The 15,233-nt window shown below is 66.1% G+C and carries 21 protein-coding genes and 2 pseudogenes; 5 read left to right on the forward strand and 18 right to left on the reverse strand.

Going from position 1 to position 15,233, the window contains the following annotated elements; genetic code table 11:
• Nucleotides 1–130: 130 nt before the first annotated feature.
• On the reverse strand, nucleotides 131–481 hold the full coding sequence (locus Pmi06nite_RS33915) for a GNAT family N-acetyltransferase (RefSeq protein ID WP_203957273.1): 351 nt from the start codon (nucleotides 479–481) through the stop codon (nucleotides 131–133).
• Between the two features lie 195 nt (nucleotides 482–676).
• Between Pmi06nite_RS33915 and Pmi06nite_RS33920 the strand changes: the two genes are divergently transcribed.
• On the forward strand, nucleotides 677–1,045 hold the full coding sequence (locus tag Pmi06nite_RS33920) for a GNAT family N-acetyltransferase (protein WP_203957274.1): 369 nt from the start codon (nucleotides 677–679) through the stop codon (nucleotides 1,043–1,045).
• A gap of 36 nt (nucleotides 1,046–1,081) precedes the next feature.
• On the opposite strand, the gene Pmi06nite_RS33925 is transcribed toward Pmi06nite_RS33920, so the two are convergent.
• The 10 genes and pseudogenes from Pmi06nite_RS33925 to Pmi06nite_RS33960 form a co-directional block, all read right to left on the reverse strand.
• Nucleotides 1,082–1,387 carry a hypothetical protein gene (locus Pmi06nite_RS33925; protein ID WP_203957275.1) on the reverse strand — a complete coding sequence of 102 codons (306 nt, stop codon included), beginning with the start codon at nucleotides 1,385–1,387 and terminating at the stop codon, nucleotides 1,082–1,084.
• A 119-nt stretch (nucleotides 1,388–1,506) separates the two neighbouring features.
• Nucleotides 1,507–1,779, reverse strand: a complete 273-nt coding sequence (locus Pmi06nite_RS42885) for a peptide-methionine (S)-S-oxide reductase (protein ID WP_203957392.1) — start codon at nucleotides 1,777–1,779, stop codon at nucleotides 1,507–1,509.
• Nucleotides 1,780–1,869: 90 nt separating this feature from the next.
• Nucleotides 1,870–2,022, reverse strand: a complete 153-nt coding sequence (locus Pmi06nite_RS33935) for a hypothetical protein (protein ID WP_203957276.1) — start codon at nucleotides 2,020–2,022, stop codon at nucleotides 1,870–1,872.
• Between the two features lie 11 nt (nucleotides 2,023–2,033).
• Nucleotides 2,034–2,270, reverse strand: coding sequence for a dihydrofolate reductase family protein (locus Pmi06nite_RS33940; RefSeq protein ID WP_203957277.1), 237 nt, complete (start codon nucleotides 2,268–2,270; stop codon nucleotides 2,034–2,036).
• Nucleotides 2,271–2,283: 13 nt separating this feature from the next.
• A complete protein-coding gene (ribA, locus tag Pmi06nite_RS33945; protein WP_239114397.1) occupies nucleotides 2,284–3,081 on the reverse strand; it encodes a GTP cyclohydrolase II RibA in 798 nt (265 codons plus the stop codon).
• Nucleotides 3,082–3,210: 129 nt separating this feature from the next.
• A pseudogene (locus Pmi06nite_RS42775) lies at nucleotides 3,211–3,375 on the reverse strand (SDR family oxidoreductase); the annotation flags it as partial.
• 2 nt (nucleotides 3,376–3,377) lie between these two features.
• Nucleotides 3,378–3,542 (reverse strand): annotated as a pseudogene (locus Pmi06nite_RS43075) (SDR family oxidoreductase); the annotation flags it as partial.
• Nucleotides 3,539–3,661, reverse strand: a complete 123-nt coding sequence (locus tag Pmi06nite_RS42780) for a hypothetical protein (protein ID WP_275409631.1) — start codon at nucleotides 3,659–3,661, stop codon at nucleotides 3,539–3,541. The pseudogene Pmi06nite_RS43075 and the gene Pmi06nite_RS42780, both read right to left, overlap by 4 nt.
• Before the next feature lie 722 nt (nucleotides 3,662–4,383).
• Nucleotides 4,384–5,130 (reverse strand): phosphotransferase family protein, encoded by a 747-nt coding sequence (locus Pmi06nite_RS33955; RefSeq protein WP_203957278.1) that lies wholly within the window; start codon nucleotides 5,128–5,130, stop codon nucleotides 4,384–4,386.
• Between the two features lie 265 nt (nucleotides 5,131–5,395).
• Nucleotides 5,396–5,902 (reverse strand): DUF2306 domain-containing protein, encoded by a 507-nt coding sequence (locus tag Pmi06nite_RS33960; RefSeq protein WP_203957279.1) that lies wholly within the window; start codon nucleotides 5,900–5,902, stop codon nucleotides 5,396–5,398.
• Between the two features lie 86 nt (nucleotides 5,903–5,988).
• On the opposite strand from Pmi06nite_RS33960, the gene Pmi06nite_RS33965 reads away from it, so the two are divergent.
• From Pmi06nite_RS33965 to Pmi06nite_RS33975, 3 genes are all read left to right on the forward strand, one after another.
• Nucleotides 5,989–6,327: a PadR family transcriptional regulator gene (locus tag Pmi06nite_RS33965; RefSeq protein WP_203957280.1), complete on the forward strand. Its 339-nt coding sequence runs from the start codon at nucleotides 5,989–5,991 to the stop codon at nucleotides 6,325–6,327.
• Nucleotides 6,309–6,890: a permease prefix domain 1-containing protein gene (locus Pmi06nite_RS33970; protein ID WP_203957281.1), complete on the forward strand. Its 582-nt coding sequence runs from the start codon at nucleotides 6,309–6,311 to the stop codon at nucleotides 6,888–6,890. Before Pmi06nite_RS33965 ends, Pmi06nite_RS33970 begins: the two co-directional genes overlap by 19 nt.
• Before the next feature lie 79 nt (nucleotides 6,891–6,969).
• Nucleotides 6,970–7,254 carry a YncE family protein gene (locus Pmi06nite_RS33975; RefSeq protein ID WP_203957282.1) on the forward strand — a complete coding sequence of 95 codons (285 nt, stop codon included), beginning with the start codon at nucleotides 6,970–6,972 and terminating at the stop codon, nucleotides 7,252–7,254.
• A gap of 1 nt (nucleotide 7,255) precedes the next feature.
• On the opposite strand, the gene arsM is transcribed toward Pmi06nite_RS33975, so the two are convergent.
• The 6 genes from arsM to Pmi06nite_RS34005 all read right to left on the reverse strand — a co-directional run bounded on the left by arsM (nucleotide 7,256) and on the right by Pmi06nite_RS34005 (nucleotide 13,373).
• Nucleotides 7,256–8,506: an arsenite methyltransferase gene (gene arsM / locus Pmi06nite_RS33980; protein WP_203957283.1), complete on the reverse strand. Its 1,251-nt coding sequence runs from the start codon at nucleotides 8,504–8,506 to the stop codon at nucleotides 7,256–7,258.
• Between the two features lie 11 nt (nucleotides 8,507–8,517).
• Entirely contained in the window at nucleotides 8,518–8,853 is a 336-nt protein-coding gene (locus tag Pmi06nite_RS33985) for an ArsR/SmtB family transcription factor (protein WP_203957284.1), read from the reverse strand.
• Nucleotides 8,854–9,567: 714 nt separating this feature from the next.
• On the reverse strand, nucleotides 9,568–9,915 hold the full coding sequence (locus Pmi06nite_RS33990) for a hypothetical protein (RefSeq protein ID WP_203957285.1): 348 nt from the start codon (nucleotides 9,913–9,915) through the stop codon (nucleotides 9,568–9,570).
• A 341-nt stretch (nucleotides 9,916–10,256) separates the two neighbouring features.
• Nucleotides 10,257–12,047, reverse strand: a complete 1,791-nt coding sequence (locus tag Pmi06nite_RS33995; protein WP_203957286.1) for a bifunctional copper resistance protein CopD/cytochrome c oxidase assembly protein — start codon at nucleotides 12,045–12,047, stop codon at nucleotides 10,257–10,259.
• Between the two features lie 133 nt (nucleotides 12,048–12,180).
• The gene (locus Pmi06nite_RS34000; RefSeq protein WP_203957287.1) at nucleotides 12,181–12,837 is read right to left on the reverse strand and encodes a copper resistance CopC family protein; all 657 of its coding nucleotides are present in this window, start codon (nucleotides 12,835–12,837) and stop codon (nucleotides 12,181–12,183) included.
• Nucleotides 12,838–12,980: 143 nt separating this feature from the next.
• A complete protein-coding gene (locus tag Pmi06nite_RS34005; protein WP_203957288.1) occupies nucleotides 12,981–13,373 on the reverse strand; it encodes a hypothetical protein in 393 nt (130 codons plus the stop codon).
• A 271-nt stretch (nucleotides 13,374–13,644) separates the two neighbouring features.
• On the opposite strand from Pmi06nite_RS34005, the gene Pmi06nite_RS34010 reads away from it, so the two are divergent.
• Complete coding sequence (locus Pmi06nite_RS34010) at nucleotides 13,645–13,944, forward strand: helix-turn-helix domain-containing protein (protein ID WP_203957289.1); 300 nt, start codon at nucleotides 13,645–13,647, stop codon at nucleotides 13,942–13,944.
• Between the two features lie 135 nt (nucleotides 13,945–14,079).
• On the opposite strand, the gene Pmi06nite_RS34015 is transcribed toward Pmi06nite_RS34010, so the two are convergent.
• The gene (locus Pmi06nite_RS34015) at nucleotides 14,080–15,066 is read right to left on the reverse strand and encodes an NAD(P)-dependent alcohol dehydrogenase (protein ID WP_203957290.1); all 987 of its coding nucleotides are present in this window, start codon (nucleotides 15,064–15,066) and stop codon (nucleotides 14,080–14,082) included.
• Nucleotides 15,067–15,233 lie beyond the last annotated feature (167 nt).

The following is a 15,233-nucleotide window of genomic DNA, read 5'->3' on the forward strand; positions in this document are numbered from 1 at the left end:
CATTCCAAGACGTTTGCCCTCGTAGATCTCGAACGCGCCGTGGGCGTCTTCGGCAGACCAGGACCGCAGGATGAGGGTCGAAGTGACGATGCGGTCAGGCTCGATGGTGATGTGCAGGTCATCCATGACGTCAGCGCCCGCTGTTCGTGTCTCGCGCGGTGCGAGTGGCGATGAAAGCCGAGCGGCTGATGTCGACGGCGTCGTTGAACTCGGGGTGGTCTTGGACGTAGTCGGCAACAAACCCGCAGTAGATGCCAACCTTGGTCTGACTTTGGCTCAGCTCTTCCAGGGCGTAGCGCGCCAGTGCCGAAGCGACGCCCCGATGCCGTTGGTCTCGGTCCACGTAGGAGTGTGTGAGTGAGACTCGTCCGCCGGAAGTCTCGTAGGCCAGATTCCCGACGACCTGGCCATCGATCAGTGCCTCGTAAAGGCGGGTGGTCTCATCCTTGCGCACCTCAACGGCGGCCGGTGATGGCTTCATGCTCTCTTCTCGCCTCGTTCGTCTCCAGTCGGTGGGTCTAGCCAGCACCCGCAAGGGCTCACGCGGACTATCTAGTCCAATTTACGACACTACGGTGGTGCTCTGCGAGCATTCACACGACATACTTGGACTTCAGCGTCCAAAACGAGGACTGCCCGAACGCACGCCGCAGATACACGTTGAAGGAGTGGGCCGATGAGCAGTGAAGAACAGGCACCGGCTGCTGAGGACCTGATTGACAACACCAGCCAAGGCCGCTTGGAGCTCTACCGGGACGGCGAACTGGTCGGCTGGCTCTACTACACCCATCTGAAGCCCAACCGGTACGCCCTCCGGCACACCGAAGTCGAGCCCAGTCATCAACACCAAGGTGTCGCCGGTGCGATGGTGCGGCGCGTGCTCGACGAGATCCGCGCCCGCGAGGGCACGATCACCGCAATCTGCCCCTTTGTGGTCGACTATCTCTCGCGAACGACCACCTATGCCGATCTGATCGACGCCCGACACCCCGGCTACTCCGATCGTGCGTCCGCCGAGTCGGCGCGCGCGAAGGCCCGTGGCTGAGACCACGCAGCCATCAGGAGATCCCTCGGAAGAGCCCTACTGCGGCCTCACGACATGGTCGCGCGGCTGAAGTTCCTCCGCAGCTTCCTGGGAGGTCACCGCAGCGGATAGCAGGCCCTCCAAGTCTTGGGCGCATGGACCGCAGGCCAGAAAGTGCGCATGAACGCCCGGGAACCGCTCGCTCGGATCGTTGCCCGCAGCAAGCAGCTCCGCGTAGACGTCCAGCATCTCCATGGCTTCGTCGCAGCCGGCGTCGCGCGGATCGGTCTGGAGAAAGGCGTCCAGTCGAGCCCAGTGATCACTCCGCTGATCGCCGGATGCGTTCTGCGCGTTGTCATCCACGCGTCCACCTTGGTTGATTCATGCCTTGGATGCCTAGCCAGAGTGTCCAGCCAACGAGAAGCACTCCCCATCTTCTTGGAGTCGCGGGGTCTGCTCCTAGCCGTGGGCAATTCGCTCTATCAGCTGCCGTGTTCCTGGTGGGGCAGCTGCCACTGAGGTCGGACGTAGTGGCACGTGCAGCCGTTGGGATGCTTGATCAGGTAATCCTGGTGCTCAGGCTCTGCCTCCCAGAACGTCCCGATGGGGGTCACCTCCGTAACGACCTTGCTGGGCCACATACCGCTGGTCTCGACGTCTTTGCTCGTGGCGTTGGCGATATCGCGCTGTTGCTCGTTCTGGTAGAAGATCGCCGAGCGGTAGCTCGTCCCGACGTCATTGCCCTGCCTGTTCAGGGTCGTCGGGTCGTGTGACGCCGGCCGAACGCTCCTTGGGGAAGTAGCGCAGCAGCACGACGTCGCCGACCAGGCGGGCCTCCATCGGCCTCATCTAGGCGCACGAGCCGCCCGGATACGCGGCGGGTCCCAGAGCGCGGCGTCGACAGTGACGGTGACGGTGACGACCAGCTTCGCGCCGCCGCAGTGCCACAGGGCCAGTGACGGGTCCAGGTCGCCGGAGCCGGTGACCACCACCTTCATGGGGTGCTCGGTCAGACCTCCCCCAGGTGGGCGGTTCGCCGCTCCGCCGAGCCGACCAGCAGTCGCGGGTTGTCGCGGCGCACGGCCGTGGCCCCGAGGAGGATGGCGTCGACTTCGGCGCGCACCGCGTCGACCCGGTCGAAGTCCTCGCCGCTGGACAACAGGAGCCGCTCGGGGCCGGCGTCGTCGAGGTAGCCGTCGGCGGTCGCCGCGGCGGACCGCAGCACGTACGGCCGAGTGGTGGCCATCGGGGGCTCCCGGCTAACTCGCGAGTTCGGTCAGGGCGATGGTGTGGCCCGTACGGTCGACCTTGGCGCGCAGGTAGCGCATGTTGCTGTCGGTGGCGAAGACGCCTGTGGGCACCCGGCGGCGCACCGTCACGCCGAGGGCGGACAGCTGACGCTCCTTGTCGGGATTGTTGGACAGCAGGTCGACACTGCCGATCCCGAGCGCGCCGAGCATCTGCGCGGCGACGGTGTAGTCCCGACCGTCCTCCGGCAGCCCGAGCGCGGCGTTCGCGGCGTAGGTGTCCAGGCCGTGGTCCTGCAGGGCGTAGGCGTCCAGCTTGTTGTACAGGCCGATCCCCCGACCCTCCTGACGCAGGTAGAGCAGCACCCCTTCCGCCGCGGAGAGCCGCTCGACGGCCTCGCGCAGCTGCGGGCCGCAGTCGCAGCGTGCCGAGCCGAAGACGTCGCCGGTGAGGCATTCGGAGTGCAGGCGCACCAGCGGGGACGCGCCCGCGTCCGGCTCACCGAAGACGAGCGCCACGTGCTCGCCGTCGTCGGCCAGACCACGGAAGGTCACGGCCTCGGCCACCGTGCTGAACCCGTCGCGGAACCGCAGGGGCACACGCACCCGTGTTCGTACGACGGCGTCCGCGTTGTGGTCCGACGCGGAGAGCGGTTCGCCTGAGACCACATCGACGTAGATGCCTGGCTCCTTTGAGTTCCAGAACTCGTTTTCCAAGGGCGGCTCGGTGACGTCGTCCTGGGTGACCGCCCCCTGTCGTGACGTCAGTCGTTCTACTGCCTCGGGCGTGCGCTCATATGTCTGTGCCATGGTTCTAGCTCCTCGCTGTGGGGTTTGACTTCTCGTGTTGGTTTGCCAAGGAGTCCGTGCTGTGCCCGGACCTCGCGTGGCAGGGGATCTCTTTGAGGCCTGATTCCGGCCCGCCATAACGCCGCCGTCGACGTTGACGATCGCGCCGGTGACCCAGCTGGCATCGTCGGAGAGCAGGTAAGTCACCGCAGAGGCAATGCCCTTGGGCGTTCCCACACGGCCGAGCGGGTGGAAGCCGTTGAAGGTGTTGAGCGTGGCCTCGGGCTGGTCCCTGGGTACGAACGCCTCATACAAGGGGGTGGCGCCACGGCGTTGACGCGGATCTTGTGCTCCGCGAGCTCCATGGCCAGGTTGTGGGTGAGCGCATGGAGGGCCGCCTTGCCCATCGAGTAACCGGTCGCGGGGGTGCGGCGACGGCTTGGTGGGCCCACATCGATGGCGCCTTCGCCGGCGCTGATCATGCCTCGGGTGACGGTTGGGTGAGGAAGAAGGCTGACATGGCGAGCTCGAGGTAGGCGTCGTAGTCGGCGCCCTCGTAGTCGAGGAAAGCCTTGGGGATGAAGAAGCCGGCTGAGTTCACCAGGAGGGCGGCGTCAGCGTGCTCGGCCGCCGGCGTGTCCTGGACCCGCCTGACGTCGTCGTGGTTGGCAAGGTCGGCAGTGATGCCCCATGCCTCCCCGTTCTGGACAAGGTGCTGACGGTGTCGTCCACGCGGGCCTGGTCGCGGCCGATGATGACGGCCGAGCCGCCGGCCGCGATGACGTCTTCAGCACTCTGCCGTCCCATGCCGCTCCTGCCGCTGACGGCGATCAGTTTGCGGCCTTCGAACGCCCATGCTGCTTCACTCCTTTGCGATGCGGCTCGTGCCGCAGTTGGCGTCTGAACTAGAGATCCTGCCGGGCACGTCTTGGTGAGTGACAGGCGCGCGGCAGGTCTTACATGCCAGGTCGTCGGAGGTCTAGAGGCCCGCCGGCATCTCGCTACGCGACGACGCGGATGACCGGAGACGACCCGGGGAAGCAGCCGGATAGGCCCCTACGATCAGGCGGGCCCCTGCCCGACGGGACTGCCGGTCATCGCCCGCCGTGGCACCCCGTACGGCTCCGGCCTGGGTAGGCATCGCTGGATGATCGAGCAGACGATCGCCCTGTTCCATTGGCTCCACCGCCTGCGCATCCGCTGGGAGATTCGCGACGACATCCACGAAGCCTTCATGACCCTGGCCGCCGCCATCATCGCCGGCGACGCCTCATCCACTGATCATCCGATAGGACTTCTCATAGCAGTCGGGCCCGCGCAGCCTCACAGCCGGGATCTCAGCACGTCGACCTCACAGCCCGGCGCGAACGGGTCGAAGCCGTGCTCGACCAGCCAGCGAACCACCAGCAGGCTTCGCAACGACCACCACGCGCGGATCACGTCGAGGTCGACGTCGGTGCCATAGCCGGCGACGACGTCGCCGAGGTGCTCCTCGTGTCCGAGCGTCAAGATGGCGAGGTCGAACAGGGCATCACCTCGGCCCGCCTCGGACCAGTCGATGATGCCCGTGATCTCGTCGCCGTCGACGAACACGTGAGCGATCTGCAGGTCGCCGTGCGTGAACACCGGGGCCCACGGCCGGAGCGCGTCCTCGGCGACCTGGCGGTTGCGGGTGACCAGGTCGGCGGGCAGGACGCCGTTCGTCACGAGCCACTCGCACTCACCGTCGAGATCCGCCGCCAACTCGTCGCGGCCCCGGCCGGCCCGGCCGAGCCGGGGCGGCAACGGCGCGTCGTGCAACCTCCGGATGGCGGCGCCCGCCGCGGCCCACGCCGCCGGGGACGCGGTAGACGGCTCGCCGAGGCGGCCGAGCGCCGTCCCCGGGACTGCGGCGATGGCGAGCACCGGCGGCTTGTGCCACAGGACCTTCGGGGTCGGGACCGGCGCCAGGGCCATCGCCTCGACCTCGACGTCGATGCGCGCCTGATCGGCGTCCACCTTCAGGAACACGTCGCCGACGCGCAGGGTCGCGCGCTCGGAATGGGCGACGACCATTTGGACTTCATCCATGGGCGACCAGTATCCCGGGGGCAATCGTCGACGTCGCCGGGTTTTTCGCGTGCGATGGCGGCTGACCGCGTCCCGCTACCGAGCAGCCTCGTGCGCGACACCGACCGCTGATCAGGTCAAGTCCGCCACTTTTGTTAAGAGCCCTTAGGGGTTGCATCCCGTACCTAGGTACAGGCTTACCGTCGGACTGTGGGTCGCTCGCAGGAGAGACGGGTGGGCACGATTTGGCAGGGCAATGTGGCATCCCCGCGTGGGCCTATGCGCATCACGCCTGAGCTGATGCGTCCTGGCGGCGCCTGCGCGCCAGTGCGCGTGCGATCAGAGGAAAGCCGATCAGCGACGGCAGAACCCAGTAGGAGACGGCGGGAAGCCGATCCCATAGGGGCAGGTGCGGGCCGTTGTCCACGTAGAACCCGGTGAGGAGGAGCACGTAGGACGCCCCCATCCCGAGAATGTGGACGGCCGGTCGACGTCTCCGGTTCAGGTAACCGGTCAGGCCTGCGGTGAACGCCAACGTGCCGATGGCGAACAGGTAGGCGTTCTCTTTCCAGCGGATCGCCGACATGACGGTCAACGTGACGTAGACAATCAGGAGCCCCCAGAAATAGGCGCGGCCGAACCGCCTGTGCGATGGGCTGCCCTTATGTGTGAGGGCGGCGATCGCGCCCCCGATGACGCAGGTGAGCCCCGCTATGACGTGGACGGCGAGTGCGGCCAGGAACACCGGCCCCGCGTTCGGAATCGGAGTGCCCAAGATGTCGATGTCGTTCACGGCACCTCCATACGTCGCGTCGCTATATATAGCGACGCTACTCCGAGCCTTGGCCGACGGGAAGAGCAGGAGTAGCGTTACTACCTATGAGAGCCGAAGCGCTCAAAGGCCACTTGGACGGACTCCTGCTCGCCGCGCTGGAGGACGGCCCACGACACGGCTACGCCGTGAAGGAAGCCCTGCGGGACACCACCGACGGCAGGCTCGACCTTCCGACGGGCACCGTCTATCCGGCCCTGCACCGTCTGGAACAGGCAGGCCTGATCTCAGGAAGCTGGTCCGTGGTCGGCGGACGCAGACGACGTACGTATGAGTTGACCGAGGACGGGCGGCGGTCCCTCGCCGGAGCCCGTGACCACTGGCAGGAGTTCGCCACCGCGATCTCAACAGCCCTGGGGGGTACGCCGTGGCCGGCCACGAGCTGATCGATCGCCACCTGCAGGCACTCGCCGTACGGCTCCCCCGGTCCGTCGTCGAGGAACTCGCCGACGGGCTCGAGACATCGTATGAAGAACAGCTTGAGCGGCTCGGCGATCCGGAGGAGGCGGCCAGGGCCGCGCTGGCCGACTTCGGTGACCCCGACACGATCACCACCGCGTTCGTCCGTCTGTCTCCTGGCAAGACGACCGCGATCCGGCTCCTCGTCATCGGTCCACTCGTCGGACTGAGCTGGGGAGCCGCTTTCGTCACCGGCCACGCGTGGGCCTGGTCGATACCCCTGCCGGCACGTCTGGCCTTCGGTATCGCGCTCAGCGTGGCCGTGTTCATGCTGGTCCTCGCCGTCCGCGAACGGCGCCACTACCAAGCCGTACGGCTGGCGGCGCTGGGCGGCGCGGCAAGCGCGGTCGTCCTCGACGCGGCCATACTCGGGACCGTCGCGTCGATCGTCCCTCCGCCTTCGCTCCTGCTCCTGCTGGCGCTGACGGCCAGCATCGTAAGAATCTTGCTCGTGATGCGAGCCGTACCGGCGATGATCAGGCACCCGTGATCGTGCTGCGGGGTCGGTGAAAACCGTCACACCAGCAAGGTTCTGTCGCGTCCGACAAGCCGAACGATGGTTCCTCACCGTGGTGATCGACACTGCGACGAACACGGTGATCGCCACCGTCCCCGTCGGCAGCAGCCCGGCTGATGTGGCGGTCAGTCGCGGCGGCACGCGCGTCTACGTCACCAACCTGGGCGCAACACGGATGACGGCGTCAGAGACGGAGCGTCACCCGGTGCCCCCTGACCTCGTTGGAGGCAGGGGCGCATTTTCTGCGGTGTGTGTGGATGCCTGGTGGCCGATCCAGATCGGACTCGACTTCCGTGTCCTTGGCCGGAGGACAGGCGGGATGTTCGGGTCAACGTGAGTTACTCGGTCCCCGCGATAGTGCTGCGGCGCTCGATGAAGACGACGTCGCGCCAGCGGTCGCGGTGGCGGCCGATGCGCTGGCGGGTGCCGATAATGCAGAATCCGGCCTTCTCGTGGAGGCGGAGACTCCCGGTGTTCTCGGGGAAGATCCCAGACTGGATGGTCCAGATGCCTGCGGTCTCGGTGGACTGGACGAGGGCCTTCAGCAGCGCGGTGGCGATTCCGCGGCCCCCGTGATCAGGGTGAACGTAGACAGAGTGCTCGACCACTCCGGCGTAGACGCATCGGTCGGAGATGGCACTGGCGGCGACCCAACCGAGTACCTGACCGGTAAGCGCTTCGACGGCGACGTGCCGATGGAGAGGTAACTTCGCGGCGTCGAACGCTTCCCAGGTCGGTGCGGTGGTCTCGAAGCTGGCATTGCCGCTGTCGAGCCCGGCTTGGTAGATGTCGAGGATCTGCCTGGCGTCGCCGGCCGTCATGGGGCGGATGTTGATCTCGGGCGGTGCTGCCGGTTTGGTCGCCTGGATGATCGCCGAGTGGAGACCGTCGGCTGCTGCCTGGGTACGCGTGATCGTGTAGGTGGTGAACCCGGCTGCTGCCAGCAGAGAGAGGTACTCGGATTCGGCGAGGGTGCCGATGGTGCAGCCGACGAGTTGTTCGGCTTCCGCGCGCTGCGCGGGGTCGAGTCCGTCGTCCGCGATGACGTCGCTGATGCCGAGTCTGCCGCCGGGTTTGAGGACGCGGAAGGCTTCGGCCAGGACGCGGGGTTTGTCGGCGGACAGGTTGATCACGCAGTTGGAGATGATCACGTCGATGCCGGCATCGGGAAGCGGGATGTCCTCGATGTGCCCGTGGAGGAACTCGACGTTGTTCACCCCGGCTTCGGCGGCGTTGGCCCTGGCGAGGGTGATCATGTCGGGGGTGGCGTCCAGGCCGTAGGCCTTGCCGGTGGGGCCGACTCTGCGGGCCGAGAGCAGGACGTCGATCCCTCCGCCTGAGCCGAGATCGAGGACGGTTTCCCCCGGTTGGAGGTCTGCGACGGCGACAGGGTTTCCGCATCCCAGGCTGGCGCGGACCGCTCCCTCGGGGAGCTCTCCTGTGTCGCTGTAGGCGGCGGCCCCGAATCCGCCGTCGTTGAATTGTTGTGGTCCGCAGTCGACGATCTGGAGTTGGGCTTGGGCGGTGCGGGCGAGTCGGCCGTAGCGTTCGACGATGGTTGCTCGGACCTTGTCGGCGTCTTCGGGCATGTGTCCTCCGGTCAGCAGGCGCAGCCTGGCGGGGAAACGGGATTGCCCATGACCACGTCGGCGGCCGTGGGGAAGGCCCCTATGCACGCCTTGTTGATCTCATACAGGCTGGACGTGCCCCGACGCTCGACCAGGACGAATCCCACCTCGGCCAGCACCTTCAAATGCGCGGACACGGTCGACTGCCCGACGTCTACTGCCTCGACGATCTCTTTGACCGACATGGGCGCTTGGCGCCTGGCGAGCAGGGTGACGATCTGGATGCGCGTGGCGTCGGCCAATGCCTTGAACCACGAGGCGTACTTCATGGCTGTGGTCCGGTCGAGCGGTCCTGTTCCCTCATTCATCGTTAATCGACGATAAACGATGAAGCTGGGTAAGGGAAGGGGTCGGGTGATTGCCTTCGCCGGCCTGTCCCGTTGCCAGGCCGGTGGTCTCTTCGTGGTGATGCGTCAGTGTGGAAGTGTCGGACGGCGAACTCATCCCGTCCCGTGCCAAGGGTTGTCGCTCGTCCGCCATGGCATCGTCGGCTTCAGCGCCAAGTGCCCGACGGCCCCGTCTCGGGGCTCGTGCCGAGTCAGCGAAATGTCAGCTAGGCCGCCGGCACGAGGCCGAGCAGCGGATTCCGGACGCCAATCGGGGTATGCAACGACACCGCGCCGCGCGGACGGTCCCTCAGCGTCAGGTGACGAAAGCGCATTGGACCCGCGGAGTGAGAAGAAAGGAGCTGCCGCCGTTGTTGAATACCTGCACCGACCATATATCCGCGGTCGAATTGGATTGGTTCTCTGAGACTGAGATGTTTGTGACTGTACCGGATGTGCCGTAGCCACCGCCGAGTACCCGTTTGGATGGTGGGGCTGGTCAGTGTCGTGCATGGGGCGGCCTCCCGGATGGTGCCGAGAGACCGCCCCCTTCATGATCAAGTTACTGTTGGCGCCGGCTCCGCTGCTGGTAGGCGCTCACGCCCATGGCTCTGCGGCCGGAGTGCCCACGCGACCGGTCGTTGTGCACCTAGATCACGGAACGGGCGTTACCGGGACCATTGGCGCCAGGTAGCGTCACTCAGCCTCCGCCTCCGACTTGCTGTCGGTGTCCTGCCTCTGGAACGGGGTGGCCTGGGTGTCGCTCTTCTGGAACGGCGTCACGACCAGGCTGAAGTCACGCATTAGGTACTGACGCTGGAACTCGAACTGGCGCTCGTGCTGGCGCTGGCGGAGGTGGTTCCGGTTGTGGTTGCTGTTCCGGTTGCCCCGGCCCCAGCCGCCCCCGCCGCAGCCGCCGCCGCAGCCCATGACGGTCGTGGCGTTCGCTGTGCCGACGGTGACAGCGGTGCCGAGGGCAACGGCTCCGCCGGTCAGCGCGGTGCTGATGGCGAGAACCCCGACGAGGCTCTTGAAGTTAGGCATCCCATTTCCCCTTTTGACGACTTTTACCCTTGCGCTAACTTTCCCCAATGATTAGGGAAATGCGCTTATGGCCACGCTTAGTGCACCATCCGCGCATTGTCGTATTTTCCGTGCCGAGCGACCGACAAACGAGAGTCGATGGCTTTTGTCATCCGCTTATCTCTTTATTGACCATGCCGACCAATAATGGCCGCCATTGATGCGAAATGGGCTTTATGTCGGACATAAACGTCCCGATATGGGCGATATTTCGCGCCCTTGATGAGCCGGCGGTAGTCGAACAGCTCCCGCTGGATCGCGTCGAGGCACCGTCCGGCGCATACGTCAACCCAGGCCACAGCTCATCCGCGAGCTCCCGGCTTGGCAGACCTTGCTCGTGTGAGAAAACCAAGCACGTAGAGCGCACCGATGGCGACAACTCCGCGTACCGCACCCCCGATGTGCTGATCGACGGCCAGGGAGTCCAGTTCGGCGGTCAACCCGCCCGCGGGGCTTCCCAGGACGGGATCCTGCTGCAAGGGCGTGTACATCAGGCCGAGTTGCCGGTACCACTGCTCTCCGATCAACGGCCAGGTCAGCACGACGGTGACAAGCACCGTCTGGACGGCGATGCCGCCGAGAACCAGCCGCGCACGGGTGGCCGAGCTCAGGGGCACAGGCAGCGGATCGATTCCGGCGGCCACCCAGAAGTAGAGAAGGCCCGTAGCCGTGAACGTCAGCTGGGTCGCGAGATTCACGGCCTGACTCGATTGGGAGTATCCGAACCAGTCGGTCACATAGAACGAGAACACCGGGATCACGTAGGCGAGGAAGACCACGATCGGTTTGGTCGCCCACCTTGCGAAGCGGTTGCTCAGCACATCCGCCGTTCGGCCGAGAGCCTGCAAGGTCAAGGTGACCGGAGCACCACCGGCTAACAGCACGGGACCTAAGACCGTGATGACCACATGCTGGACGGAGTGCAGGGAGAACATCACTCGTGCGTAGGTTCCGATACCGGTCACCTCTACCAGCGCAAGCATTCCGAGACCGGTGAACCACGCCGACGTCCGTCTTCGCGGCCATGCGATTCCTCTCATGGTCACGCGGCGAACCCCCACCAAGTACGCCGCCGCGGCCGCGAGGAACAGCGAAATCAGGAAGGGGCTGGGGCGCCATTCGGTGATCAGCCGAGTGAAGGTGAAGGGAAGCACCTCGTATCCGAGGAGGTGCCGGAGGTAAAGCAGTTCGCCGCTCTGCACATTCGTCGCCGTGACGGGAGACACAGCGGGAGGTGCGGTACGAGACAGTGCGACTGCGAGTCCGATCGTCGCGCCCATGACCGCGACCTCGCCGGCGGCGAGCCGGAGAAACGGCCGCCTGGACTGCCCACTCGCCAGTCCGGCCATCGTGGTGCGGCGATGTCTCCAGCCGAAGTATCCCAGCACGAACAGCGCCAAGATCTTGCCCGCGAGCAGCAGGCCGTACCGCGACGTCCATAACTGAGAAAGCTCACCAAGCCGAATCCAGCCGGCGACCCCACCCGACAGGGCCACCGCGATGAAGCACGTCAGCGCGACGACGCTGAAACGGCTGATGCCGGAAGGCAGAAGCTCGCGCTCATCGCGCAGGTAGAGCAGGATGCCGACCAGGCCCCCCACCCACACCGCGATGGCGACGATGTGGACCATCATGGCCGATACAGCCAGGTCGTGGTCGGCGGCCGACGTCGCGTGCCCGGCGAAGGCAGGCGGCAGAAGCCCGAAGATGCTCGCGGCCAACAGCGCACGCGCCCATCCGGTTCGCGACACATTGCGACACACGGCGGCAACGACGAGGGCGATCAAGGCGACGATGAGGAAAGCCCGTCCCTGCGTGATCGACAGGGTCAGATCTGCCACCGCCCCGACGGAGCCGATCCTGGAAAGCGGCACTCCTGAGACGTCAGATGCCGTCAGGACGAGCACGAACGCGGTACTCACCGCCCAGCCCAGCGCCCATGCGCCTGCGGCCCGGATGCACCGCGTGGCAGCCGGGCTCAGCTCACCCGGTGATGTCGGCACCAAGACCGTCCCGGTGAACAACGCGCCCACCGTAGCTACGGCACACGCGTCGTGCGCAAGACGAGCCAACGGCAGGGTCCAGGTGACCACGGCACCTGCCGTAGGGAGGAGGTATGCGAGATCACCATCGGCTCCGGCTCCACCGACCCACAGTCCCAGGACCAAGATCCCGATACTGCATGCAGCGGCACCGGCGAAATAGGCGCGAACAGTCCTCCTCTTCTCAGTGACCGTCCTCATCCACATCTCCCCGTCGCCGCATGGACAGCGCGCCAACTCCTATGAGGGCGAGTGCGGCGATTCCCAGCGCCATGAGCGCTCGCGTCCCCAGGCCCTCCGCTTGCGTAGCCGGCCGCGCCATGGAAGGCGCTTGCGCCCCAGGTGGTAGGGCCACGGTTGGAGGAGAAGAGACATCTCGGCCCGACGGCGACGGCTTCTCATCCGGAGATTCGCCTGAAGAGGCCGAGGCGGCCTCGGCCGTCGCGGTAAGGGCTGACGTGGTCAGCTTGAAGGAGATCTGCCCTTTGATCGGATGACCGTCAGCCGACACGACTCGGAAGGCGACGACGTACATTCCCGCAGCCTGGAGCGGCTTCAGTGACTGGCGAATCGTGTCGCGTTTGATCGCAACTGATCCATTCTCGTATCGCTTCCCTTGTGGCCCGCTCACGATCACAGTCGCGAATCGAGGAAGAACCTTGTCGTTGAAGTCCAGCAGGATGGTTCGCGGCGCGGTGTGCAGCTCGGACTTGTCCGCGGGATTGCTGGCCTCGAGAACGTTGTGGGCGAAGGCGCCCTGGGCGGCCACGGTTGATGCGCAACCAATGGAAACGGTGCAGAACAGCCCTACCAACATCCGGCGAATCGACCGTCGAGCCATCACACCTCCTAGAGCGGCGTCTCACGGCAAGACCTACGTGCACGACAGGCAGGACTACGCCGACATCATGGACGGCCTGTGCCAAGGACTTGCACAGGCATCCATAGGGTGAAGCCTTCTGCCCGGATGGAGCATCGGCGGCTTCAATGTCCCGGCATTTCCATCTGTCCGCCGAGCTGACCGTGCAGCGATGACAAGAGGTCTGGGCTCGCGATGACGACCCATCGGTTGCCGACGAGATACGCCCCGCCGTACGACTGGGCGTCGTCCAGCCAGTCCCGCTTGCCCTTCTCGGTGGCGAAGCTGGTGATGATGTAGCGCCCCCGCGGTGTCTGGCAGATCGCCTGACGCAGTTCGTCGGCGTCAATCTGTACGTTTGGACTACCGCAGCCGCTCTTGGCGGCCAACTGCTCGACGCTCAACGGCGAACCGGCACCCAAGGTGGGGGCACCGAGGGCGTGGCCCTGAACCGACTTATGGCTCCGCCCCTCAGATGAACAAGCCATGGCGAGCGGCAGAGCGAGGAAGACGGTCAACCTGCGGAGCGTCAGACCCCTGTGCCGGCTCATCAGGCCGGCAGTGTGCTGCAGTCGACGAGTCGGGCACTTTCCAGCGAGCTCGTGCGGGTCATCATCTTCACGGCTCTCCCTCCACGGACGCCAGCGGATCCAGGCGCTCGCTGGGAGGTACGCAGAGCTTGTTTCCACGGTTCATCGAAAGCCTGTTCCGTGAGGTCGAACGGGCTCGGCGAGCTATGCGTCGCTGTGTCGAACTGGCGCACACCGTCGATGGGGAAGAAGAAGCGATATGAGTGAGCAGGAGAGCTGGCGAGAGCTCAGGGATCGCCGGTTGGCCGAGCCGGGCGCGGTTGAGGCCTATGAGGCGACGCGTCTCGCCTACGAATTGGGCAAGACGGTTCGGGCGATGCGTGAAGGGCGAGGCTGGAGTCAGAACGATCTGGCACGCGAGGCCGGCATGACGCAGTCGGCGGTGGCGCGGTTCGAGGCCGGCGGGACGATCCCCACGTTGCCGGTTTTGGAACGCCTGGCACGTGCCTTGGATGCGGATGTCGAGGTCCGTCTGACACCACGGGCTCCCGCCGCTTGAGCTGAGCCGATACTGGGGAACATCGCGGCCCCGTTGGCGCCGGCGGAGCCTGCCAGGTCGGCCTGACGTCTGGTGACTCGCAGGCCTGTGTCGCAGGCTCACAGCCGGCTGTCGCGCACGGGGGTATGAACGGTCTCAGACGGCGACGACGACCTTTCCCTGTGCGTGTCCTTCCTCCTGATATCTGATGGCCGCCGGGATCTCCTCGAACGGATAACAGCGGTCGATGACCGGGGTGACCTTGCCGTCCTCGATGAGCTCGGTCAGCGTCATCAGGTTCCGCCTGTTCTCCGTGCAGCCGACCACGTCCGCCACGGCCATCCGCTGCGACACGAACGGGGACATCGCGACCGCCGAGAACACGCGGACGGCCGGCTGGAACCATCGGCTCGCGGGTCCGCCGACGGCGACGTAGGTCCCCTTCGGCTTCAGCACCCGCCGGCATGCGGACCCCGGACGGCTTCCCGCGTTGTCGAGCAGCAGGTCGTACCCCCGCCTGTCCCGCGTGAAGTCCTCCTTGGTGTAGTCGATGACGTCGTCCGCGCCTATCGACCGGACCATGCCGACGTTCCGCGGCCCGCAGACACCGGTGACCTCCGCGCCGAACGCCTTGGCGATCTGCACGGCGAACGTGCCGACACCGCCGGAGGCGCCGTTGACGAGGACCTTCTGGCCCGGCTGGATCCGCCCCACATCACGCAGGCCGATCAGGGCGGTGTTGGCCGCGAGCGGCACCGCCGCCGCCTGCTCGAACGACAGGTTCCTCGGCTTCGGCGCCAGTTCTGCCGCCTGCACGCAGACGTACTCGGCGAAGCCTCCCTGCTTGATCTGCGCGAACACCTCGTCGCCGCTGCGGAACCCCGTCACGCGCCCGCCGACTGCCTCCACCTGCCCCGCCACGTCCGCGCCCAATATGTCCAACTTCGGCCTGCGCGGCCCGAGGCTGCCGCCCATCAGGCGCGCGATGTACGGCTCGCCTCTCATGTGATGCCAGTCGTAGGGCTGGACGGAGGTGGCGCGCACCCGGACGAGCACCTCGTCCTCGCCGGGCACGGGCCGGTCGATCTCGGTCAGGTCCAGGACGTCGGGGGAACCGTACGAGCGCAGAACGAACGCCTTCATCACTTCTCCTCATCCACTGCGGGCGGGGACGGCGACGAGCGGGTCTCGAGCCGGAAATTCACTGTAAAAGTCCAGGAGAAAGGGCTCATCGGCCGAAAGTACGCCCGTTTGGCGGACGATAGGCCGACCCGGATCAGGCCCATCGCCCGATGAACCGCCGTCGCCCG

It is taken from the genome of Planotetraspora mira, from assembly GCF_016863275.1.
Taxonomy (GTDB): domain Bacteria; phylum Actinomycetota; class Actinomycetes; order Streptosporangiales; family Streptosporangiaceae; genus Planotetraspora; species Planotetraspora mira.